Annotated in this window: 18 protein-coding genes; 4 read left to right on the top strand and 14 right to left on the bottom strand. The window is 48.2% G+C overall.

The features are described 5' to 3' along the window. Positions 1-21: 21 nt before the first annotated feature. Complete coding sequence (locus Tanf_RS13170; RefSeq protein ID WP_014224845.1) at positions 22-498, bottom strand: PaaI family thioesterase; 477 nt, start codon at positions 496-498, stop codon at positions 22-24. Positions 499-597: 99 nt separating this feature from the next. On the opposite strand from Tanf_RS13170, the gene lptB reads away from it, so the two are divergent. Then, positions 598-1,347 (top strand): LPS export ABC transporter ATP-binding protein, encoded by a 750-nt coding sequence (gene lptB, locus Tanf_RS13165; RefSeq protein ID WP_046826173.1) that lies wholly within the window; start codon positions 598-600, stop codon positions 1,345-1,347. Positions 1,348-2,503: 1,156 nt separating this feature from the next. On the opposite strand, the gene mutL is transcribed toward lptB, so the two are convergent. From mutL to tig, 10 genes are read right to left on the bottom strand one after another with little or no spacing between them, the layout of a single operon-like run. Next, positions 2,504-4,330 carry a DNA mismatch repair endonuclease MutL gene (gene mutL / locus Tanf_RS13150; protein WP_046826170.1) on the bottom strand — a complete coding sequence of 609 codons (1,827 nt, stop codon included), beginning with the start codon at positions 4,328-4,330 and terminating at the stop codon, positions 2,504-2,506. After that, positions 4,327-4,638, bottom strand: a complete 312-nt coding sequence (locus tag Tanf_RS13145) for a hypothetical protein (RefSeq protein ID WP_014224848.1) — start codon at positions 4,636-4,638, stop codon at positions 4,327-4,329. Before Tanf_RS13145 ends, mutL begins: the two co-directional genes overlap by 4 nt. Before the next feature lie 15 nt (positions 4,639-4,653). After that, on the bottom strand, positions 4,654-6,258 hold the full coding sequence (locus tag Tanf_RS13140) for an OstA-like protein (RefSeq protein WP_014224849.1): 1,605 nt from the start codon (positions 6,256-6,258) through the stop codon (positions 4,654-4,656). Then, entirely contained in the window at positions 6,255-7,616 is a 1,362-nt protein-coding gene (locus Tanf_RS13135; protein WP_046826169.1) for a peptidylprolyl isomerase, read from the bottom strand. Before Tanf_RS13135 ends, Tanf_RS13140 begins: the two co-directional genes overlap by 4 nt. A gap of 13 nt (positions 7,617-7,629) precedes the next feature. Then, the gene (locus tag Tanf_RS13130) at positions 7,630-8,499 is read right to left on the bottom strand and encodes a peptidylprolyl isomerase (RefSeq protein ID WP_046472583.1); all 870 of its coding nucleotides are present in this window, start codon (positions 8,497-8,499) and stop codon (positions 7,630-7,632) included. Between the two features lie 16 nt (positions 8,500-8,515). Further along, entirely contained in the window at positions 8,516-10,114 is a 1,599-nt protein-coding gene (locus Tanf_RS13125; RefSeq protein ID WP_014224852.1) for a foldase protein PrsA, read from the bottom strand. Between the two features lie 37 nt (positions 10,115-10,151). Beyond that, positions 10,152-12,512, bottom strand: a complete 2,361-nt coding sequence (recQ, locus tag Tanf_RS13120) for a DNA helicase RecQ (protein WP_014224853.1) — start codon at positions 12,510-12,512, stop codon at positions 10,152-10,154. Between the two features lie 26 nt (positions 12,513-12,538). Further along, positions 12,539-13,768, bottom strand: a complete 1,230-nt coding sequence (clpX, locus tag Tanf_RS13115) for an ATP-dependent Clp protease ATP-binding subunit ClpX (protein ID WP_014224854.1) — start codon at positions 13,766-13,768, stop codon at positions 12,539-12,541. Positions 13,769-13,785: 17 nt separating this feature from the next. Beyond that, positions 13,786-14,451 carry an ATP-dependent Clp endopeptidase proteolytic subunit ClpP gene (gene clpP / locus Tanf_RS13110; RefSeq protein WP_014224855.1) on the bottom strand — a complete coding sequence of 222 codons (666 nt, stop codon included), beginning with the start codon at positions 14,449-14,451 and terminating at the stop codon, positions 13,786-13,788. Between the two features lie 13 nt (positions 14,452-14,464). Next, entirely contained in the window at positions 14,465-15,826 is a 1,362-nt protein-coding gene (tig, locus tag Tanf_RS13105) for a trigger factor (RefSeq protein WP_014224856.1), read from the bottom strand. A gap of 310 nt (positions 15,827-16,136) precedes the next feature. Between tig and rbp the strand changes: the two genes are divergently transcribed. Together rbp and Tanf_RS13095 are read left to right on the top strand one after the other, a co-directional pair. Next, positions 16,137-16,382: an RNA-binding regulator gene (gene rbp / locus Tanf_RS13100; protein WP_014224858.1), complete on the top strand. Its 246-nt coding sequence runs from the start codon at positions 16,137-16,139 to the stop codon at positions 16,380-16,382. 91 nt (positions 16,383-16,473) lie between these two features. Further along, a complete protein-coding gene (locus tag Tanf_RS13095; RefSeq protein ID WP_041590743.1) occupies positions 16,474-17,352 on the top strand; it encodes a CPBP family intramembrane glutamic endopeptidase in 879 nt (292 codons plus the stop codon). Between the two features lie 17 nt (positions 17,353-17,369). On the opposite strand, the gene Tanf_RS13090 is transcribed toward Tanf_RS13095, so the two are convergent. Genes Tanf_RS13090 through Tanf_RS13080 form a run of 3 tightly spaced genes read right to left on the bottom strand, consistent with a single transcriptional unit; the run spans position 17,370 to position 18,858 of the window. Further along, positions 17,370-17,843: a hypothetical protein gene (locus Tanf_RS13090; protein WP_046826168.1), complete on the bottom strand. Its 474-nt coding sequence runs from the start codon at positions 17,841-17,843 to the stop codon at positions 17,370-17,372. 6 nt (positions 17,844-17,849) lie between these two features. Next, positions 17,850-18,239 (bottom strand): hypothetical protein, encoded by a 390-nt coding sequence (locus Tanf_RS13085; protein WP_046826167.1) that lies wholly within the window; start codon positions 18,237-18,239, stop codon positions 17,850-17,852. A 52-nt stretch (positions 18,240-18,291) separates the two neighbouring features. Then, positions 18,292-18,858, bottom strand: a complete 567-nt coding sequence (locus Tanf_RS13080; RefSeq protein WP_371706645.1) for an RNA polymerase sigma factor — start codon at positions 18,856-18,858, stop codon at positions 18,292-18,294. Positions 18,859-18,994: 136 nt separating this feature from the next. Between Tanf_RS13080 and Tanf_RS13075 the strand changes: the two genes are divergently transcribed. Further along, on the top strand, positions 18,995-21,013 hold the full coding sequence (locus Tanf_RS13075; protein WP_046826166.1) for a TonB-dependent receptor plug domain-containing protein: 2,019 nt from the start codon (positions 18,995-18,997) through the stop codon (positions 21,011-21,013). The last annotated feature ends 868 nt before the right edge of the window (positions 21,014-21,881 follow it).

Raw genomic sequence — 21,881 nt, 5'->3', positions numbered from 1 at the left:
TGCTTCCGGGGCAAATACTTTTCAAGGGCTCGGCGGCAAAGCAACCGAGACCATCTGCGCTTTGACGGTCACGACGCCGGCCGCTGTAAGCCATAGCTCCATGCGAACCTTCCGGGCGGTAACTTCGAGAATTCGCGCGTGGAGTTCAAGCGTCATCCCCATGGGAGTAGGCTTCAGGTAATCGAGTTGAAGAGAGGCCGTCACGTAGCGGAGCGCGGGCAGACTGCCCATCGCTCGTCCGTGAAAGCGGTAACCGGCTGCTGCTGCCGTTCCGTTGCCGTGACAGTCGAGGATGGCGGCAATGAGTCCTCCGTACACATATCCCGGATAACCGCCCGTATGATACGGTTGAGGGGTGTAGAAAGCGATGGTCGCATCGTTCGCATCGTCGTTCCAGTAGCTTTTGATATGCAGCCCGTGCGGATTCTCCGCGCCGCAGCCGAAACAGTGCCCGAAGGCTTCGGGGTAATAATCTTGAAATGCTTTTAGGTTCGTCATGATAAAGTTGTATGATAGCATGCGTGTTGATACGTATGATTTACGGCCGAAAGATACAAAAATATCCTATCTTTGCAGCGGGTAAAAAAATCAGAACCGATGGATGAACAGCAAATGATGCTCCGCACCGAAGATTTGGTGAAGAAATACCGCACACGCACGGTGGTGAATCACGTATCGATCAATGTAAAGCAGGGCGAGATCGTCGGGTTGCTCGGCCCTAACGGGGCAGGTAAAACGACGACGTTCTATATGAGCGTGGGGCTGGTCACTCCCAATCAGGGCAAAATCTTTCTGGACGATACGGAGATCACCGGTTATCCCGTCTATAAGCGCGCCCGTCTCGGAATCGGTTATCTGGCGCAGGAGGCCTCGATTTTTCGCAAGATGACGGTCGAAGACAATATCCGTTCCGTACTCGAGATGACCGACAAGCCGAGGGAGTATCAACGGGCGAAGATGGAAAACCTGATCGAGGAGTTCGGTCTTCAGAAGGTACGCAAGAATCTGGGCGACCGCTTGTCGGGCGGCGAGCGCCGTCGGGCGGAGATTGCCCGCTGTCTGGCCATCGACCCGAAATTTATCATGCTCGACGAGCCGTTTGCCGGTGTAGACCCCATCGCCGTGCAGGATATTCAGACCATCGTCGCCCGTCTCAAGCATAAGAACATCGGCATCCTTATCACCGACCACAATGTGCACGAAACGTTAAGCATCACCGACCGCGCCTATCTGCTGTTTGAAGGGAAAGTACTCTTTCAAGGCACGGCCGAAGAGCTGGCAGCCAACGAAATTGTGCGCGAGAAGTATCTGGGACGAGACTTTGAGTTACGCAAGAAAAACCTCTAAGGCCTCTGCGAACATCAAAAGCAGGGCGCTTGTCTTGTCCATAATTTTCATAATTTTCACCGGTTTCAAATAGCATGCTGACAACGTTCGGTATGCCGTGTAGGGGCGAACCATCTGTTCGCCCTTTTTTTTTGTGTGGTGTCGGGTTTGTCCGAACACCTTCGGCTATCCGAACGCAAATGGCGCAAATCAACGCTGTACGCACCGTAGAGACGCAATGACTTTTGCGAGTAAGCGAGAGCAGAGCCGAATTTATTCGAGCTATGCCGAGCGTGAGCAAATTGTTAGAATAAAATTGCGTCTCTACACCATGTACCTGGCATGACAATTGACAATTGACAATTAACCATTGACAATTGATTTCCGGCGGTGAGCCGACGGAGCAGCGAGCAGGGCGAAAGAAAATCAGGCTGTCCGAAGCGAAGCGAGTTACCTGATTTTCCGACCTGCGAGCGTCGCGAAGGCGTGTGAAGCGCACGAAGCCTTGACCTTTTGGTTACTTTTGGGTCAAGCCAAAAGTGACAGAAGGAGATTCTTCGCTTACGCTCTGAATGACAAATTAATTGTTAATTGTTAATGGTTAATTGTTATGCCGGATTATCCGAACGCAAATTTCGCAAATGGGCGCAAATGGATGCAAATACCCCCCCTTTGTCATTCCGAACGCCTCCTTTGTCATTCCGAACACAGTGAGGAATCTCGCCTCGGAAAAGGAAAGAGATTCTTCGCTTACGCTCTGAATGACAAAAGACCGAACGCAAATTTCGCAAATGGGCGCAAATGGATGCAAATACCCCCCTTTGTCATTCCGAACGCCTCCTTTGTCATTCCGAACACAGTGAGGAATCTCGCCCCGGAAAAGGAAAGAGATTCTTCGCTTACGCTCTGAATGACAAAAGACCGAACGCAGAGGAACATCCCCCCCTTCAAAGGTGGGGAAGAGCGAAGCGAAGGGGGATGTTATCCCTTCAAAGGTGGGGGAAGAGCGGTAAAACGAAAAAATCTGTGTGAAGATTTATTCCCCGCAAATTGTTTCTGATAAATCACAGTTGTGAATTATCTCCTGCAAATTGTTTTTAATAGATCATAGTTGTGATTTGTCTCCCGCAAAGGGGGTTGTCATCAATCCACGTGAGGGATTGGTGTCTTTTCGTTGTCAGCTCTTGAAGTGCGAGGCAAGTTCATCATCCGTCAGGATAAAGAGGATGGGTTTTCCATCGGGAGTCAGGCGATTCGATTCGGACGAGAACAGGGCGGCCATCATCGCTTCCATTTCTTCGACGGAGAGCGGTTTTCCCGGACGTATGGCAGCCGATTGGGCCAGCGAGAGCGCAAGAGCTTCGGCCATCTCGTCGCCGATCGCGCCGCACAATTCGGCCGCACAATGGACGAGGTCTTTGAGCAGTTCGGCGGGATTGTTTTCCTCCACTCCGGCCGGGAGCGCCGTTATCGAGTAACTGTTGTTTCCCATCGGGTTGAGGTCGAAGCCCAGCCGGCGCAGGTCGTCCATCAAGTTCGGAATCAAGGCGGCTTCGGCAGGTGTAAGCTCGACGAGTTCGGGGAAGAGCATCTGCTGTGAGGCGGCTTTCTGCTGTCTGACGTTGCGGATGTATTGATTGTACAGAATCCGTACATGCGCCCGATGTTGGTCGATCAGTACCAGCCCCGATTTCAGCGAAGTGATGATATAGCGGTTTTTATACTGGAAGCAAGGAGAGGAAACGTCGGGGAACAGACTTTCCGGCTTCGGTTCACGCGAGGAAATATCGGAAGATAGTCCCATCTCTTCGGAGGTGTCTTTGCGTCCTTTTTCAAAATCCTGATACAGCATTTCCCAATTCCGTTCGGGATAAGACGGCCGATGTGATATCTGAAACGGATTGTATTTCGTATCGACCTGCACGACAGGGGGGCGAACACGTCCCTGCATCGAAGGGTTGTATGTCGGGATATCGATGGCGCCTTCGGTATCGAAGTCGATGCTCGGTACGGAATTCGATTTGCCCAGCGCTTCCCGTACGGCCGACGAAAGAATCTGCCAAATAGGCTGTTCGTTTTCGAACTTGATCTCCGTTTTGGTGGGATGGATATTTACATCGATTTCAGAAGGGTCTAACGTTATGTAAATGAAATAGTCAGGATATTCGCTGGCCGGTATCAGCGGCTCGTAAGCGTGCATGACGGCTTTGTGGAAATACGGATGCCGCATATATCGCCCGTTGACGAAGAAATAGTTCTGGTACCCGCGTCGGCGCACGGTATCCGTCCGTCCGATGAATCCTTCGATTTTCACGAGCGAAGTTGCGCTTTCGAGCGGGAGGAGTTTGGGACTAAAACTTTTGCCGAATACGTTTACGATGCGTTGACGCAGCCCCGATGCCGGCAGGTTCATCACCTCCGTATCGTTGTGATAGAGTTTGAAGGCAATCGGCGGATGCACGAGTGCAACGCGCTCGAACTCGGTCATGATGTTGCGAAATTCCGTTTCGTTCGATTTGAGAAACTTACGGCGTACCGGAACATTGTAGAACAGGTTTTTAATCGAGAAAATAGCTCCTTGGATGCAGGCATCGGCTTCGATGGATTCGAGCACGGAGCCGCAGATCGAGAGCCTCGTTCCCAGTTCGGCGTCTCTTGCCCTCGTGCGCAATTCAACTTGCGCCACTGCTGCGATCGAGGCCAGCGCCTCGCCGCGAAAGCCCATTGTGCGCAAGGCATAGAGGTCTTTTGCATCCGAAATCTTCGAGGTGGCGTGACGCTCAAAAGCCATGCGGGCATCGGTCTCCGACATGCCTTTGCCGTTGTCTGTCACCTGTACAAGCGTACGCCCTGCGTCCTTGATATTTACGATGATCTCCGTCGCCTCGGCATCGACTGCGTTCTCCATCAGCTCTTTTACGACCGAGGCAGGTCGTTGAATGACTTCGCCGGCTGCGATCTGGTTGGCGATATGATCGGGTAATAGGTGGATGATGTCGCTCATTGACGAATGTATAAGAACCAGAAAATGAGGGAAAGAATGGCCAGAATGAGCAGCAAACGCATATTCTTGTATATGCGATTGCGCACGTCGTCTCCTTTTGTTTTGCTTTTTTTCAGGTGGGTCGTCCCTTCGATGAAACTGCCTCTGATAGCCTCTTTATATTGTTCGTAATCGGTTTCTTCGACACCCATTTCCATTTTTACCCGATGAATTCGTTTCTCGAGATTTTCCTTGCGGGGATCCCAATAAATCGGTTTATGCTCGAACTGCCGAGGCTTGCGCACGTTATAAAAAGAAAACATTCCCATGATTGTCCCTATCGATTATTCGGGGGCTAAATTACGAAATTTATCGCTTCGTTTGGGTATGTCCTGCGTTTTTCTTCGTACCGGCGTGTAAATATCGTCTTTATTGAGAGGACGCATATAGTCGTACCAGTAAAAGTCTTTGAGTGTTTTTTGCTCGGGATGGAGTTGAGGGATGGGGGTCAGAGTGCCTTGCGGCGACGGCCAGATAAGAAGTTTGTCGATTTTGTTTTCTTTCAACCAGATCGTCATATAGCTGCTCTTCGTCTCGTTCATCCCCACCATGCTCCCGTCTTTCTCTAACGGATAAAATATGGATTCGGCATTGCCGTCGATATGAATCTTACGGACGGCACGTCCCTCGAAATAGGCTTTCAGATCACTTCCTTTCAACTGGTTGAAGCAGGACGAGTCAAGATGCTGAATGGAGAAGGCGAAACGGATCACATGCACATAATCGACGGTCGTGTCTTTCATATAGACGGCAATCGTATCGCCATAGAGCTGATACTCTCCGCTCCACAGTACGGGGTCGGTGTACAGATATAAAACCGAATCTCTCGTGCTGAACTGCATCGAGTCACAGACTCCCTGCAAATCGGCGCGGAAGAAACGCACACCGTGATAAGCTTTGACAATTCGCACCGTCGAATCGACCGTCATCATTTCGAACGTGTCGGCATGCATATAAAGCGTATCGCCTTGCGAATATTCGAGGCAACGGGCGCTGTCGGTCGCAAATGCGTATTCGTTCTTTTCGTCGTAAAACCCGTACTGTCCTTCGAAAATAATTTTTTGTGCCGTGTCCTGCAAGAAGATATTGCCAAAAGCTTCGCCAAAGCCCACCTCCCGCTTATAGGAGATCGAGTCGCCTGTCAGCAGACGGTTGCCGGAGACGATTTGCGAACGGTCTAAGAGCAGCGCCGTATTCTCGACCGTGTTGTACCAGCCTTTTGAGGTGTATATCTTACCGCTGTCCGATACGATGACCGACGGCCCCAGAATCGTCGCGATCTTCGTTTCCGTACTGTATTGCAACGTGTCGGAATATAATGTGAATTTTTCGTTTTGAAGTCGCACGCTATCGTTAAAGACGGCGATCTTTGTGCCCGGAGCATATTGACCGTAGAAGGAGGACAACTCGTTCTGAGCGTCTACAATTGTTCCTCCTTCGAAATAATAGCCGATATTGGCGGCGCGGTCGTAGTTCAGGCTGTCGGTAAAGAGTGTTACGACCGAGCTGTCTGCCTGAATATTTTCCATGCGCACGTTTTCGCGCATCTTAGCCAATTGTATATTCCCGTCATAAAAGAGGTAGTTACCGTAGACAAACAGGGTGTCGCCCTGTTCCATACGTACCGACCCGAATGCTTCTAACGAACTGCTTTGTTCATAGAAGTAAGCGCTGTCACAATACATATACGAACTGTCGTGACGGAAACTGACATTACCACTCAATACTTGCCGGTCGGCGTTCACCTCTTTGTCGAACAATTGCATGTCCGCATGTTCCAGATAGACTTTTGTTTTTGAAGAAGGGGTTCTATCTGCCTGCTGTGCGGCAAGAGGGAGGCAAAAGAACGGCAAAAGACGGAGCAAGATGTATCTGCCGGCAGTCTTCATTCTTTGATCCAGCCCGGATACCGGAAGTCGCAATTACGCCATCCGTCGGCAATGCGGACGTAGGTTGTTTTTTGTTGTTTAATGACCCAGTCCTTCAGCAATTCTTCTCGTTTGCGGTTTTCGACCAGCGTTTTCAATACTTGATAATCGTCGGTGATGTTTGCGCGATGACTATCCGTTCTTGCTTTGAGCTTGACAATGGCAATCACTTCTTTCTGTTTGTCTGTCAGCATTCGGAAGGGTTTCGACAGTTCTCCCACCTTCATCCCATAGACGACCTTGCTGACGTCCTGCGGCAACTCCTGCATCTCGAACTTAGGAGTTCCGGCATGACTGCTTTCATAATTCTGATTAACCATCAATCCTTTGTTGTTACGGGTATCCTTGTCGAACGAAAGATACATTGCCGCCTCTTCAAACGTCAGTTTATGGCTTTGGATATCGGCATAAAGCGAATCCATGCGGGCGGTTGCTTCGTTCAGCTCCTTGTCCGATACCCTTGGGCGTAACAGGATATGCCGACAATTGACGCGGTCTCCTCTTTTTTCGATCAGCTGGATGATGTGATAGCCGTATTCAGTTTCGACAATATTCGAGACGCGTTTCGGGTCGGAAAGGTTAAATGCGACGTTGGCAAATTCGGGCAACAAGCTTGTCTTGCCCAGAAAGCCCATCTCCCCGCCGCGGGAGGCGGAGCCGGGATCTTCGGAATAGAGACGTGCCAGCGTTGAAAATTCCATCTTACCACTGTTTACCTGTTCGGTAAATTCGCGTAATCGAGCCTTGATGGCATCCGTTTCTTCGAAAGATATTTTAGGCTCCATCGTGATGATCTGTACCTCGACGGTTGTAGGGATCATCGGTAGACTGTCCTCCGGGATATGCTGAAAATAACGGCGCACATCCGAAGGGGTGAGCTTGATTTTACCGACCAGCTTCTTCTGCATCTCCTGCACAATCTGCTGCTCCCGTACCATCACCTTCCGCTCTTCCTTGATCTGTGGCAGTTTTTTGTTGTAGTATTCTTCCAGTTTTTCTTTCGATCCGCTCTGGTTAATCGCCCAAGTGATCCACTGATCCACAGCACGGATCACCTGACTTTCACTCACGTCTACACTGTCGGTTTTCGCCTGATTCAAGTATAATTTCTGAATCGCGATCTGTTCCGGAATGATACAGTATGGATCACCGTCGAAACGTTGCCCTTCGTTTTGCATATACAGGCGCTGAAATTCTACGTCCGAGAGGAGTATCGCTTCGTCACCCACCACCCAAACAATCTCATCGATCACATTCTTCTGTCCGTAAGCCATGCCTAGATGACAAGCCAACAAGAAGCATATCCAACCTTTTTTCATCTTATTCTATATTTTATGGTTTTGTATTATAAAAGATGACGTTCCCTTTCCGTACGGCATCACGGTATAGCTCTTCTTCAAAATTTCGTAGAAACTCGACTTTTCGCTTATTGATCATCTCTTCCTCAATTTGCGGTTCCGCATATTCATAAGGAGCAACATTGCCGGCTAACAGATGTTCGGCGATATTCAGGAAATAACAGTAGGAGCTGTCCGTGAATTCCACGTAACGGTTGGTTTTGAGAAATTGGGCCTTATTCGATACATGCATCGGTATCTTAGCTAAGGCTTCATCGAAATCGACCCATCGGTCATAGAAGTAGTCGTAGATCGATGCGTTTTGAATACTGTATTTCTCAATATTCTCTACGGCGTCCAGCTTATCGGATTTATACCATTTTCGTACATTTTCCAAACCGGGAGCATCGACCGGGACTTTGATAAAAAGTCCTTTGATCAGATGCCGGTCTAAGATGAATTTCTGAATATGTTCCTGATAATAGCTTCGCCTGTCATTCTCTCGAATCTCGGCAGACAGTTTGCTGTGTACCATCCCTTCCAGATAACGATGCCGGAGCAATGCCCTGCGATATTCTTCGACAAGCCGGTTGACCTCCTTTTCGTCTTTTCCCAGATTATGCTCGGCAACTTCATAGATCAAGATATCCGTGATCCATTTCTTGATGTAGTTCTCGGCCATCAGGAGACTGTCGGCCGGCGTACTTCCCTGCGGAATGACTTTCTCCACCTCGCTGCGTGTGAGGGTCAGTCCTTCGACCTCTACCAGGATATCAGTCTCTTCCTTTACGGTCGAAGGCCGGCAGGCACTGAAGATACAGAAACCGGCCCATACACACCACAACAATGGAGTTTTTCGTTTCATCGTAGAAAGGGTTATATCACCGAATATATTTTTTCAGATTTTTCAGAACCTTCCAATGGACTTTTGCGTCATATTTACCGTTCAGCTCTTTGATCCACTCTTCTTCAAGTCGGGCCTGGTCTTCGACCGGTTTGCTCCAAACCCGTTCGTTGCTGATCTCGAACAACAGGATACCGTCGCGGTACTCTTTCAGCAGCTGTTGAAACTCCGGATGATTTCCTTTCAGGCTACGCCGTCCGAGCTCGTTGATGATATCGCGGACAAAGAGCCGATACACTTCGTTCATAAAATCGCCCGAATACGTTTTTGTAGAGAACGGATAACGACGAAGGTACTCCGCAAACTCTTTCTGAGGGAAATCCATATTATTCATATGCATCAGCACTTTGTCCATTTTGCTGGCGCGGTTATAGAATGCCGTATCGGTAGGGAAATAGTCATCGCACAGACGCTGCAGTTCGTCATACGCTTCCTGATTCAGTTTATAACCTAACTTTTTCTTTTCACGTTCATCATAGCTGTAGAAGAGTTCGAAGTTGTATTCTCCCTGCCGCATGGCATTATAATATGCTTTTTCAACTTCTTCGTACGGGGCTTGAGGTTTACGATCCAACAACTTAATGATATGATAGCCGTAACGTGTTTGAACCGGCTCGGAAATGTCGTTGATTTCTTTCAACGCAAAGGCGGCTTGTTCAAAAGGTTTGACCATCTCGCCCAATCCGAAGTAAGGTACGGCTCCTCCCGTAGCATACGTTCTTCCGTCAATGGAATACTTAGGGACTAAGTCTTCAAATTTTTCTCCGTTCTTCAGTTTTTCGTACACTTCTTTGGCCTTTTGAGCGAACACGATGGTGTCAAAAGCTTCGCCCGATTGTTGCTCGGGGCCGACTAAGATATGTGCCACGCGAACTTTGCCCGGATTCGGAATCTTCCGGTCGATACGGATAATATGGAAACCTAATGGCGTACGTACGGGCTCGGAAATATCTCCGACATTCATCCGGAACACAGCATTTTCAAATGCCTTTACTGCTTGAAGAGGATACAAATACTCGATACGTTCGTACATAACGGTATCCTTGTCTCCACTTGAGGCCATAAGCTCTTTACCGACTTTATCGAAGTCTTCCCCTCCTCGGATGCGGTCGTAGGCGGCTTTTGCTTTGCGATACACCGAGACGGTATCTTTCGATACTGTCTGACTTGGCAACGGAAAGAATATCTGTGTGACTGTCGGAATCTCCTTGCTCCTGTTATAGAGCTCACGAATGGCTAACGCTTCACCGCGTTTATCGGACAGGAAACTGGCGCGCAGCTGTGATTCATAAGTTGTCAACTCTTCCTGAAAGGCTTTCGTTTGGTCTATGCCGGCTGCTTCGGCATCTGCCACTTTCAACTTAAAGTTTTTAAATAATGTCACATAGTTTTCCAGCGATTTTTTATTCATTAAATCTACCCCGCTGTCTTTCTGTGCGATAAACAGAAACTCCGATAAAGGAATATCTTTTCCTGCAATCGTCATAACGACTGGGTCTTCAGCCGTTTTTTCCTGTGCAAATATCGGCGTACCTATCGCTACGGCTAACGCGGTACATAAAATAATCTTCTTCATTACCTTTGCTTTATTTTATGATGTTTATTGTCATGTTTTAATTGGCCATTTCGGAAAGGAATTTAATACGGATCAGACGGATCTCCTCTTCCGTATAGTCGCTTCCCAACTCATCGATGGCTTCCTCCAAATCATCGGTTTTTGCTTCTTTGAAATATTCGTAGATATCATCAACATGATCTTCATCCATTGCTTCCTCGATGAAATAATCGATATTGATCCGTGTACCCGAATATACAATCGACTCGACCTCGTCTAATAATTCGCTGAATTCCAGTCCTTTCGATGCGGCGATGTCGTCAAGAGCGACCTTCCGGTCAATGCTTTGAACAATCCATACTTTCAGCTTTGATTTGTTCGCAACGGTACGTACACGCATGTCTTCCGGACGTTCGATCTCGTTCTCTTCGACATATTTTTTGATCAGCGCCACAAACGCCGTTCCGTATCGTTTCGCTTTTCCGGCTCCCACTCCCGGAATATTTTGTAATTCATCCAATGTAATCGGATAGGTTGTTGCCATCGCTTCCAATGAAGGGTCTTGAAATATTACGAAAGGAGGTACATCCAATTGCTTGGATAGCTTCTTCCGCAAGTCTTTCATGATTGAGAACAGGGCAGGGTCTACGGCACTTGATCCTCCGCTTCGTAGCGTCGTTTCCGTGGCATCATCTTCTTCGAACTCGTTATCTTTTACAATCTTGAATGATACCGGCTGCTTCATATACTCTCTTCCCTGCGGAGTAATCTTTAACAATCCGTAATTTTCAATATCCTTGGCGATATAACCGGCTATCTGCGCCTGACGGATGACCGCATTCCATGTTTTTTCATCTTCATCCTGACCGGCACCAAATAATTCCAGTTCGTTGTGTTTGTATGACAGGATATCGGCAGTCTCATTCCCCAGTAAAAAGCTGATCACATACTCAGTCTTGTATTTTTCTTTTAACGAATCGACAGCTTCCAGAACCGTGAGCAACCATTCTTTTGCCTCGATCAGGGTCTTCGGGTTGAGACAATTGTCACAACAACCGCAATTTTCTTCGAAGTATTCTTCACCAAAGTAATGCAACAATACTTTACGGCGGCATACGGCCGTTTCGGCATAAGCTGCCGTTTCAAGCAATAACTGCTTGCCGATCTCCTGTTCCACAATCGGTTTGCCTTGCAAGAATTTTTCCAGCTTCTGCAAGTCTTTATTCGCGTAAAATGCAACACATTGCCCCTCGCCTCCGTCACGTCCGGCACGTCCCGTTTCCTGATAATATCCTTCTAAACTTTTCGGGATATCGTAGTGTATGACATAACGCACATCGGGCTTATCAATTCCCATACCGAAAGCGATCGTGGCCACAATCACATCGGTTTTTTCCATCAGAAAAGCATCCTGATTGGCCGAACGCTGCTGCGAGTCCATGCCGGCATGATAAGGCAGGGCTTTGATTCCGTTTGCACACAGGATATCGGCAAACTCTTCCACTTTTTTGCGGCTCAGGCAATAGATAATACCGGACTTGCCTTCGTTGGCCTTGATGTATTTAATGATTTCACGATCGATATCTTTCCCCTTCGGACGTATTTCGTAGTACAGATTGGCCCGATTAAATGAAGATTTGAATACTTTCGCATCCATCATCCCGAGATTTTTCTGGATATCGTGCTGTACTTTCGGAGTAGCCGTAGCCGTCAATGCAATCAAGGGGCGTTTCCCGATCTCGTTGATGATGGGACGAATCCGACGGTATTCCGGACGAAAATCATGTCCCCACTCTGAAATACAATGTGCTTCGTCTACCGCGTAGAACGATATTTTAACTTGACGCAGAAACCCGATATTTTCCTCCTTGGTCAGCGACTCCGGGGCTACATAGAGTAATTTTGTTTTACCGGACAGGATGTCCTGCTTGACTTGTTCGATGGCTGCACGGTTCAAGGATGAATTGATAAAATGGGCTACGCCGTCTTCCTCGCTGAAGTTGCGCATGGCATCCACTTGATTCTTCATCAGAGCAATCAGAGGTGAGATAACTAAAGCTGTCCCATCCATCATCAGCGACGGCAACTGATAGCAAAGTGACTTCCCTCCACCGGTCGGCATGAGCACAAACGTATCTTTTCCGGCTAAGACATTCTCGATAATTTCTTTCTGGTTGCCTTTAAACGAGGAAAATCCGAAATGAAATAGCAGCGCTTCCGTTATGTCGGCACCGGTAAGATCCTTCTTTGTCCGACCCGTAGAAACTTTTTTTGCGGTTTGTGCAACGGCTTCGCCCGACATCTTCTTGCCCGACTTACCTGCCGGCGTCTTCTTCTCTACGGGTTTACGTTTCTCCGCCGACGTTTTTGTCTTTTCTACGTTCGGTTCGTCCTCCGTGATGTCTTTTTTCTTTGCCATATGTTTTGTAAATATTTACGATAGCTTTATGCTCTTTGCAGGCGGCTGACATCTGTTTTCTCGAACTGTTCTTTTGCATAATCCAAGGAAACGGCCAGTTTTTTCCTGTTTTGGGAAGGCATTTGATACATGGCGTCCATCATAATTGCTTCCACGATAGAACGCAAACCACGTGCTCCCAGTTTAAATTCAATGGCTTTATCTACCACATATTCATAGACCGCCTCATCAAAGGAAAGTTTGATACCGTCCATTTCGAACAGCTTAACATACTGCTTGATGATAGAGTTCTTCGGTTCGGTCAAAATCTGTCGTAAAGCCGACCGGTCTAAAGGTTCCAAATAGGTCAAAATCGGCAGCCGACCGATAATCTCAGGAATCATGCCGAACGATTTCAAGTCGGTAGGGGTGATGTATTGCATCAAATTGTTTCGGTCTACGACAGCCGTTTCTCTGCTGGCTGCATAGCCGACCACCCGTGTGTTGAGCCGCTGGGCGATTTTTTTTTCGATGCCGTCGAATGCTCCTCCGCAAATGAACAGGATATTACGGGTGTCCACGGCAATCATGCGCTGCTCGGGATGTTTGCGCCCTCCCTGCGGTGGGACATTTACGATCGATCCTTCCAGCAATTTCAGCAAGCCTTGCTGTACCCCTTCGCCGCTGACATCGCGTGTGATCGACGGATTGTCACTTTTGCGAGCAATCTTGTCAATCTCGTCGATAAAGACAATTCCCCGCTGAGCAGCCTCAACATGATAGTCGGCCGCCTGCAACAAGCGTGTCAGAATACTTTCGATATCTTCTCCCACATAGCCGGCTTCGGTGAGTACGGTAGCATCGACAATGCAGAATGGCACATGCAGCTTGCGCGCCACGGTTCGTGCCAGCAACGTTTTTCCCGTCCCCGTGGCTCCGACCATGATGATATTCGATTTCTCAATTTCCACATCGTCCGGCGTCACTTTTTGCATCAGTCGCTTGTAATGGTTATAGACAGCTACCGAAAGGTAACGCTTAGCCGTATCCTGACCGATCACATACTGATCAAGGAATGCTTTTAGTTCCTGAGGCTTAGGGATGTCCTCTCCTTTTGGCATAAATCCTTGACTTTTCGGTTTTGCCTCACGCACGATGTCGTATGCCTGCATGACACAGTCGTCGCAGATCGCACCCGTCAGACCGGTAATCAACAACGTCGCATCTTTGCGACTTTTCCCACAGAAAGAGCAAGAACCGTCTAATGTCTTTGCCATCGTATTCTTTTCGTTGTTTATTTACGCTTCATAATTTCGTCGACCATCCCGTATTCCTGCGCTTCTTGTGCGTTCATCCAATAATCGCGGTCACTGTCGCGAGAAATCACTTCATACGGTTTGCCCGAATGTTCGGAGATGATACGATAGAGTTCGTCTTTTACCCTCAAGACTTCACGAACGGCGATTTCCATGTCCGAAGCCTGCCCCTGCACGCCACTGAGCGGTTGATGAATCAGCACGCGCGAGTGCGGCAAACAGTAACGTTTCCCTTTTTCGCCGGCTACGAGTAACACCGAAGCCATGGATGCGGCAATCCCGGTGCAGATCGTTGTCACCTGACTTCCGATGAACTGCATCGTATCGTATATCCCCAGTCCTGCATATACCGAGCCACCGGGTGAATTGATATAGATCGAGATATCTTTACCCGGGTCGCTCGAGTCTAGATAAAGCAACTGGGCTTGTATGACATTGGCGGTATAATCGTCGATCTGTGTACCCAGGAAAATGATGCGATCCATCATCAGACGTGAGAAAACGTCCATCTGAGCGACGTTCAACTGGCGCTCTTCGATGATGGTCGGCGAGATATAACTGCTTGAGACATTCATATAGCTCTCAAGTGCCGTAGCACTCATTCCTAAATGTTGGGTCGCATATTTCTTAAATTCGTTTTTCATTCGTGTCTTTTTTTTATTTCCGTTTTTCTGCCAGCACTTTTTCAAACTCGTCGAGCGAGATTGTTTTCGTCTCTACCTTAACATGCTCTTTGAGCCATTCCGCAAGCTTCCCGTCAATTACACGATCAACCAGATTCTTTACGGTTTCTTCCTTTTTCATCATGTCTTTGGCATAATTCTCAAGTACATCGTCGGGCACGGAGAGCATGCCGTACTGTGCAAACTGTGTCCGGGCTACCTGTTTGGCAAGCGATTCAACGTCTGCGTCTTCTACTTTAAGATCATGGGTACGTACAAGCTGTTCCTTGGCCAGATGCGCTTTCAGGTCTTCCACGACATGCGGATAGTCTTTCTCTACCATCTCCGGCGTATTCTTCTCGTCCGACTTGAGCAGCCAGCGCTTCAGGATATCGTCGGCAAAAGATATGTCGGCTGTCTTCTTAAGCATCAAGGCACGTACATCGGCAAAAAACGTATAATCGCTCTGCGGACGGAACTGCTCTTCCAGCGACTCTTTCACCCGATCGCGAAATTCGGCTTCAGTCTTCACCGCTCCTTCGCCGAAGATCTTATCATACAATTCCCGGTTCAAGTCGGAGGGCTTGTGGCGTGTGATTTCTTTGATCTCGAAACGGAAATCACGGGTAATACTCGCCACTTCTTCCTTCTTTACATTCAGGAAAGATGCGATCTCCGCTTCGGCTCCTTCGTAGGCTTTATTCGGATTGAAAACAACCTTGTCGTTCAGTTTGGCACCAAGGAATTTGTTGCGTTCTTCTTCGTCTTTGATATATTGGGGCATGAGCATGGCTTCTTCGACCCAAATACCGCCGGGCAGTTGTTCGTCCCCCTCCATCTCTACTACTGTACCTTTTACAAGGTCATTTTCCTCAATGTCTTCCACATTGTCGTACGATCCGAAACTTCGCCGGTACGAGTCAATCTGCTTGTCTATCAATGCATCGTCAACATCCACTTCATACCGTGTCAGTTTATCGCGTTTCGTCAATTTGATATCGAGTACAGGTGCCAATGCGACGTCGAACCGAAACTCAAAATTCTCCTGTGTGTCGAAGTCGACCGTCGGATGATCGGTGCATGGCACAGGCTGTCCGAGAATAGCGATGTTATTTTCACGAATGTAATTAAACAGACTCTCTGAAGCGATCCGGTTAATCTCTTCGGCCAGCACGTATTTGCCGTACATTTTCTTGATCAAGCCCAACGGGACCATCCCTTTCCGGAATCCCGGCATATCGGCTTTCCGACGATACTGACGCAGATTCTTATCAACCTGCGCTTCGTAGTCTTTCTTTTCTATCGCTACTGTCACAACGCCACTGACGGAGTCGTTGCTTTTTAATGAAACATTCATTCCGTTCTGTTTAATATTTAATCTTTTAAATCTGTTTTTTCTTTTATGCAGGGTGCAAAATTAGACTTATAATTTTAATCTCGCAAATATAAAACATCCAATAAACAATAATTTTCGCTATAAAACACTTGTTTATTCCGATTTTATCTGTTTCTTTGCGGCGTGAAAGGAGTGATTATACTTCCGAACGTACTTAACAATCGGTTTTTATCTCTGTCAGCGATTGATGATTTATTTTTCATTGTTTTGAACTTCCGGTTTTCTTGCACTTTTCATTAGTAACGATCGAGTATTTTTAATTTTATATTTTATGAACATTTACATTGGAAACCTGAACTATCGTGTCCGGGAGAATGAATTGCAGAAACGATTGGAAGAGTATGGGGCGGTAGACTCTGTCAAAGTAATCAAAGACCGCGAGACGGGCCGGTCGAAAGGTTATGCTTTTGCTGAGATGCCGAATACGGCTGAGGCACAGCGAGCGATCTCGGAGATGAATGAGACGGAGTTTGAAGGCCGTCAGATGGTTGTCAAAGAAGCGCTTCCGAGAGCTTAAACGACGATATCTCTTTGAAGGGATGAAAGGATAACTTCCGTCGCTCGTCGAAAAGACGGGGGCGGAAGTTGTTTTTTATACTTTTGTATCGATGAAAGGGATTTTTGCCGATCGAGGGGCCGGATTTCAGGCCGGTGTGTTGCTCATCACTATGATGGTCGGATATTTACTTGCCTCGTTGTTTTATGCAAGCATCCTGTTGATGACGGGAGAAAATGATAAAACACATCTGCCGCCCGGCATACTGTTAGGGATGCAGTTCGTTGGCTCCGTGACAGCCTTTTTGATACCGGCACTCGTTACCGCCTTTCTTTGTAGCGACGATCCCCGTCGCTTTCTGCAGATGAACAGCCTCCCTAATATACGTATTTGGTTTCTGGCGGGTGGTATGACCATGCTCCTGATGCCGGTCGTTTCGCTCATCAGCATCCTGAACGCGCAGATGGAATTGCCTGATGCGCTGACACCGCTCGAAAGTCGCATGCGCGAGACACAGCAAGCTGCCGACACCCTCGTGCGACAGATGCTTTCCGGCTCTTGTACATTGCTGCCATTCAGCCTGCTGGTGATGGCCGTAGGAGCCAGCGTAACAGAAGAATTCTTTTTCCGCGGGACTCTCTTCTCTCTCCTGCGAAAGAAAATCCGCAATCCTCATGCACTGATCTGGATTGTTGCCGCACTTTTCAGCGCCCTCCATTTCCAGTTTTACGGATTCCTGCCACGTATGCTGCTGGGCGCATTTCTGGGTTATCTGATCTACTGGTGTCGTAGCATCTGGATGCCTGTCTTCGCCCATTTCATTAACAACGCGTGTGCGATCATCGGGATATCGGCTGGCGGAAAATCGGAAAATGCTGTCACGGCGGATGCTTCGCCCGAGAGACTTCGAATGTTGGCCGTCGGCTCTATCGTGGGACTTGCTTTATTTGTCGTCTTGACGATGCGTATGAAACGCCTGCTACGAAAGTAGAGAGAAACGTAATGCCTCTATGGTTTCCCTCCATGCCGTCCTCCATGCCCATGCCCTCGTTCCTGCATAAACTCACGCATAAACCGGGCTTCTGCTTCCTGATATTTATATAACTTTTCCACAGATAGTATCCGCTTGAATTTCTCGTGGTATTCTTTTTCCAGCTTGGCTTCTTTCAGCCGTGTTTCGGTCGTGCAATCGACCAGCTTCTGCTGTTCTTCTTCCGTCAGCCCTTCTTTCGAACGGCTCCTGCGTGCCAATTTCCGGCAATCCCGCCCAATCTCGAACTTCTTTCGCTGCATTTCATTCTCGATCGGGATAAAAGCTGCGGCTTCATCGGCTGTCAGGCCGGCTGATGCCGTGATATACGCATTTCGTTTAGCCATAAAAGCCTCACGGTCAAACTTCTCTTTATCATCCTGCGCTATAACCGTAGAAAAAATACCTGTTACAGCGACCATAATCAACATAAAAAGTACACACTTTCTCATACGTTCTTATTCCATTGCTTCGACTTCTTCTAAAAACAGCTCGTCCGCATATTGCGCCTCCAGGTATTCCAAAAATTCCTGATCCTCTTCAGAGATCGCATTTAACGAAGCTTCGGGTGCTTCCATTTTTACGAGCAACGGATCGGCAGTGTGATCTTTTTGCACCCGTTCCCCCTGTATTCCTTTGAAGATTAGGAGCAGCCCGATAAAACTTGCCGCTAAATAAAGCCACGGACGTATCTTATCAGCCATCGAAACGACTTTGGTTTCTTTCTGTTGGGGACACTCCGGCAGACGGGCCATAATCTGATCCGTCAGCCCTTCCATATAGCCTTCGGGCACACGGAACGAATTTTTCTTTTTCTCATCCTCTATATTGAATTGCTGTATCTTCATAACTGTCTAATCAGGGATTGCGTATCTTTTGACGTGTTAAAATTGAGAAGGTTTAACCGTCTTTTGTTAAAAACGCTTCGATTTTTTTGACGGCATGATGGTAAGAGGCTTTTAACGCTCCGACAGAGGTACTAAGCACCTCGGACATCTCCTCGTATTTCATGTCTGTACCGTACTTCATCGTGAAGACGAGTCTCTGCTTTTCGGGAAGTTTGAGAATCGCTTCCTGAAATTTAAGTTCCAATTCATCCCCATCGAAATATTCGTCGCTTTTCAGGGTTTCCAGTAAGAAGACATCCGTGTCATCAAGCGAAATGTTACGATTGGAACGTTGCCGGTTCAGAAAGGTGATACATTCGTTCGTGGCGATCTTATACAGCCACGTCGAGATCTTGGCTTCGCCCCGGAAACAGTCGAGGTTCGACCATGCTTTCAGGAAAGTGTTTTGCAGAATATCATTGGCATCGTCATGCGAAAGCACCATTTTACGGATCTGCCAATACAGTTTTTCGCCGTATGCTTCAACCACCTCGGCAAACGCATTCCGCTGGGTCTCCGGATTGCGAAGACGTTCCGTTACCTCTTCTTCCTTGTACAGTCTGATCGACCTCTTTTTCACGGCGTAAATATACGTATTTTTGTTCGTATAAGGTAGCTTAATGTAAATGAATTTGTTAAGAATTGATAATTTTAGAGGCGAGTAATCGGGGTTTCCATATCTTTGCCGGCGTATTTTTTAACGTTAAATAATTTGTATGAGAGCAAAAAAACGATTGAATGATCAACATGCTTTCCGTTTCAGACGATTTGTACGGAAGGCTTACAGTGCATTTAACAGTATGCACAAGGTAGTGAACATCGGGGTGCTGACAAGCAGTATGCTGACCTTTGCACATCTGTCGCCGGTATCGGCACAGCAGGGAGCAGGTGCAGTAGCCGACAAGATGCCCGAAGAAGAACTGGATGAGGTGACGGTGACGGCCGCACGCGTCGAGACGCCTCTTGCACAGTCGGCACGATTGGTAACGGTTATCACCAAAGCGCAGATTGAGCAGGCGCCCGTCCAAAGTCTGCAGGAACTATTGGTATATGCCGCCCATATCGACGTGATTCAGCGTGGCGGACACGGCGTTCAGGCCGACATCTCCATCCGCGGCGGCTCAGCCGATCAGACCGCCATTCTGCTAAACGGCATCAACCTGACCAATCCACACACCGGACATTACAACCTCGACCTTCCGGTCAATCTCTCCGACATCGAACGTATCGAAATCATCCACGGCCCTTCGGCACTGATTTACGGTTCAGGCGCTTTTTCCGGAGGGATCAATATCATCACAAAAAAAGAAATCGACGCACGCGTATATGCCAATGCGGAGGCAGGGATGCATAACCTGTGGCGAGGCGATGTACGTGGAGCGGCTGAGATCGGGCGGACGAGAAACAGCCTTTCGGCAGGCTACCAGTCGTCCGACGGATATATTCCTCACAGCGACTACCGGATGCATAACCTGCTTTGGCAGACACGCTGGAATGCACGCGAAAGCGCATATCTGGACGTGCAACTGGGCTACAACAACAAACACTACGGAGCCAATACGTTTTATTCGGCGAAGTTCCCGAATCAGTATGAACGGACAAGCGCTTACATGGCAACACTGAAAGGCTCCTTTGGCCAGACGCTGCGGGTAATTCCCATCCTCTACTGGAGCCGCCACTACGACCGGTTCGACCTGATTAAAGATACCTCTAAAGGGCGTAATTTCCATCGCGGCGATACGTATGGCGCCAACCTGATTCTTCAATATACTTCGCGCATTGGTACAACGACATTGGGAGGTGAAGTGCGACGCGAAGACATCGTCAGCAGCAAACTGGGCAAGCCACGTGCCCGTCCGGAGGGAGATTATACGAAATATGACGACCGCACGACGAGCGGTGTAACACTGGAGCATACGTATACGACGAGCCGTTTCTCGCTTTCGGCGGGAGCGCTGGTAAACTACAATACCTTGACGGATGCCATTCGTTTCTACCCGTCGGTCAGCGCGGCATACCGTCCGACAGAAGGGCTGAAGATTGCCACGACATGGAGCCAGTCAACCCGCATGCCGACCTTTACCGACTTGTATTATACGCAGGAGACACATCATGCCAATGAGCAGTTGAAACCTGAACGGTCGGAGTCGGTCGACTTGGGCGTGACGTATGACCGTCCGCTCGTAAGCGCTTACGTAAAAGGCTTCCTGATGTGGGGGCGCGATATGATTGACTGGGTGCGCACATCGGGCGATGCGAAATGGGCGTCATGGAATCTGACGGAAGTAGATAAGCAGGGTGTGGAGACAGGCGTCACATTACGACCGGGACACCGATGGCCGATGCTCGGGCACTCCGAACTTTCGATCAGCTATGCACGAATGAATCAGACTGCCGACTCGAAAGGATTGGAGTCAAAATATCTGCTGAACTATTTGCGCGACAAGCTGACCGTGCAACTACGGCATCCGGTGTGCCGGAATTTTTCGGCCGCATGGCATTTCCGGCTTCAAAAACGGATGGGGAACTACCGCCGGTTTGAGGGAGGCGCCGATGCGGGACTGCATCCCTATCCGGCTTTTTCGGTATTCGACCTGAAGCTCAACTATACACTTCGGAACGTCGATTTGCATGTGAGCATGAATAATCTTTACGATACGCAGTATTACGACGTGGGTAACGTGCCTCAAGCCGGCTTCTGGCTGATGGGAGGCGTAACGTACCGGTTGAAGTAAAAATCCAAAAACAGCTACCCTTTGCATCGGATGATGGAGGGTAGTTGCTTCTTGTGCTTTTATCAGCATTTATAAGCCTATCGCAAGTGTTGAATTGTTTAGTTGTTTGTTGAGTTGTTGAGGTGTTTGATTGTTGAGTTGTTGAGGTGTTGAGTTGTTTGATTGTTGAGTTGTTGAGTTGTTGAGGTGTTGAGTTGTTTGATTGTTGAGGTGTTGAGGCGTTGAGGTGTTGATCTGTTTGCTGACCGTTGTAAAAGCCCTGAAAGGGCGCATTAATTCAGCCCAATGTGGAGCGAAGCGAAGCGTTGGGAAAAAAGGCATAGCATCTCAGCGGAGGGCTGTAAGCCTGACGTAATTCAATGGTTAATGGTCAATGGTTAATGGTTATGCCGGGTACACGGTATCCGAGCGCAACGGCCATCCGAACGCAAATTTCGCAAATGGACGCAAATCAACGCAAATAACCCCCTCTTGTCATTCCGAACACCTCCTCTTGTCATTCCGAACGCAGTGAGGAATCTCGCGGGGTAAAGGGAAGAGATTCTTCGCTTCGCTCTGAATGACAAATTAATGGTTAATGGTCAATTGTTAATTGTTATGCCGTGTAGGGGCGAACCATCTGTTCGCCCTTTTTTTTTGTGTGGTGTCGGGTTTGTCCGAACGCAAATTTCGCAAATGGCGCAAATCAACGCAAATAACAGCCTTTGTCATTCCGAACACCTCCTCTTGTCATTCCGAACGCAGTGAGGAATCTCGCGGGGTAAAGGGAAGGGATTCTTCGCTTCGCTCTGAATGACATATTAATGGTTAATGGTCAATTGTTATGCGTGGTACACGGTATCCGAACGCAGAGGAACATCCCCCCCCC

It is taken from the genome of Tannerella forsythia, from assembly GCF_001006485.1.
GTDB lineage: Bacteria > Bacteroidota > Bacteroidia > Bacteroidales > Tannerellaceae > Tannerella > Tannerella forsythia.
The sequence above is the reverse complement of the archived record's forward strand: the minus strand, read 5'-3'. Positions and strand labels throughout refer to the sequence as shown.

Coding starts and splice junctions, on each gene's coding strand:
- Tanf_RS13130 (WP_046472583.1), bottom strand. CDS start 8,499: ATGAAACGAAAAACTCCATTGTTGTGGTGTGTATGGGCCGGTTTCTGT.
- tig (WP_014224856.1), bottom strand. CDS start 15,826: ATGAATGTTTCATTAAAAAGCAACGACTCCGTCAGTGGCGTTGTGACA.
- Tanf_RS13135 (WP_046826169.1), bottom strand. CDS start 7,616: ATGAAAAAAGGTTGGATATGCTTCTTGTTGGCTTGTCATCTAGGCATG.
- Tanf_RS13140 (WP_014224849.1), bottom strand. CDS start 6,258: ATGAAGACTGCCGGCAGATACATCTTGCTCCGTCTTTTGCCGTTCTTT.
- Tanf_RS13095 (WP_041590743.1), top strand. CDS start 16,474: ATGAAAGGGATTTTTGCCGATCGAGGGGCCGGATTTCAGGCCGGTGTG.
- clpP (WP_014224855.1), bottom strand. CDS start 14,451: ATGAAAAACGAATTTAAGAAATATGCGACCCAACATTTAGGAATGAGT.
- Tanf_RS13085 (WP_046826167.1), bottom strand. CDS start 18,239: ATGAAGATACAGCAATTCAATATAGAGGATGAGAAAAAGAAAAATTCG.
- clpX (WP_014224854.1), bottom strand. CDS start 13,768: ATGGCAAAGACATTAGACGGTTCTTGCTCTTTCTGTGGGAAAAGTCGC.
- Tanf_RS13090 (WP_046826168.1), bottom strand. CDS start 17,843: ATGAGAAAGTGTGTACTTTTTATGTTGATTATGGTCGCTGTAACAGGT.
- Tanf_RS13170 (WP_014224845.1), bottom strand. CDS start 498: ATGACGAACCTAAAAGCATTTCAAGATTATTACCCCGAAGCCTTCGGG.
- lptB (WP_046826173.1), top strand. CDS start 598: ATGGATGAACAGCAAATGATGCTCCGCACCGAAGATTTGGTGAAGAAA.
- Tanf_RS13075 (WP_046826166.1), top strand. CDS start 18,995: ATGAGAGCAAAAAAACGATTGAATGATCAACATGCTTTCCGTTTCAGA.
- recQ (WP_014224853.1), bottom strand. CDS start 12,512: ATGGCAAAGAAAAAAGACATCACGGAGGACGAACCGAACGTAGAAAAG.
- Tanf_RS13145 (WP_014224848.1), bottom strand. CDS start 4,638: ATGGGAATGTTTTCTTTTTATAACGTGCGCAAGCCTCGGCAGTTCGAG.
- Tanf_RS13125 (WP_014224852.1), bottom strand. CDS start 10,114: ATGAAGAAGATTATTTTATGTACCGCGTTAGCCGTAGCGATAGGTACG.
- rbp (WP_014224858.1), top strand. CDS start 16,137: ATGAACATTTACATTGGAAACCTGAACTATCGTGTCCGGGAGAATGAA.
- mutL (WP_046826170.1), bottom strand. CDS start 4,330: ATGAGCGACATCATCCACCTATTACCCGATCATATCGCCAACCAGATC.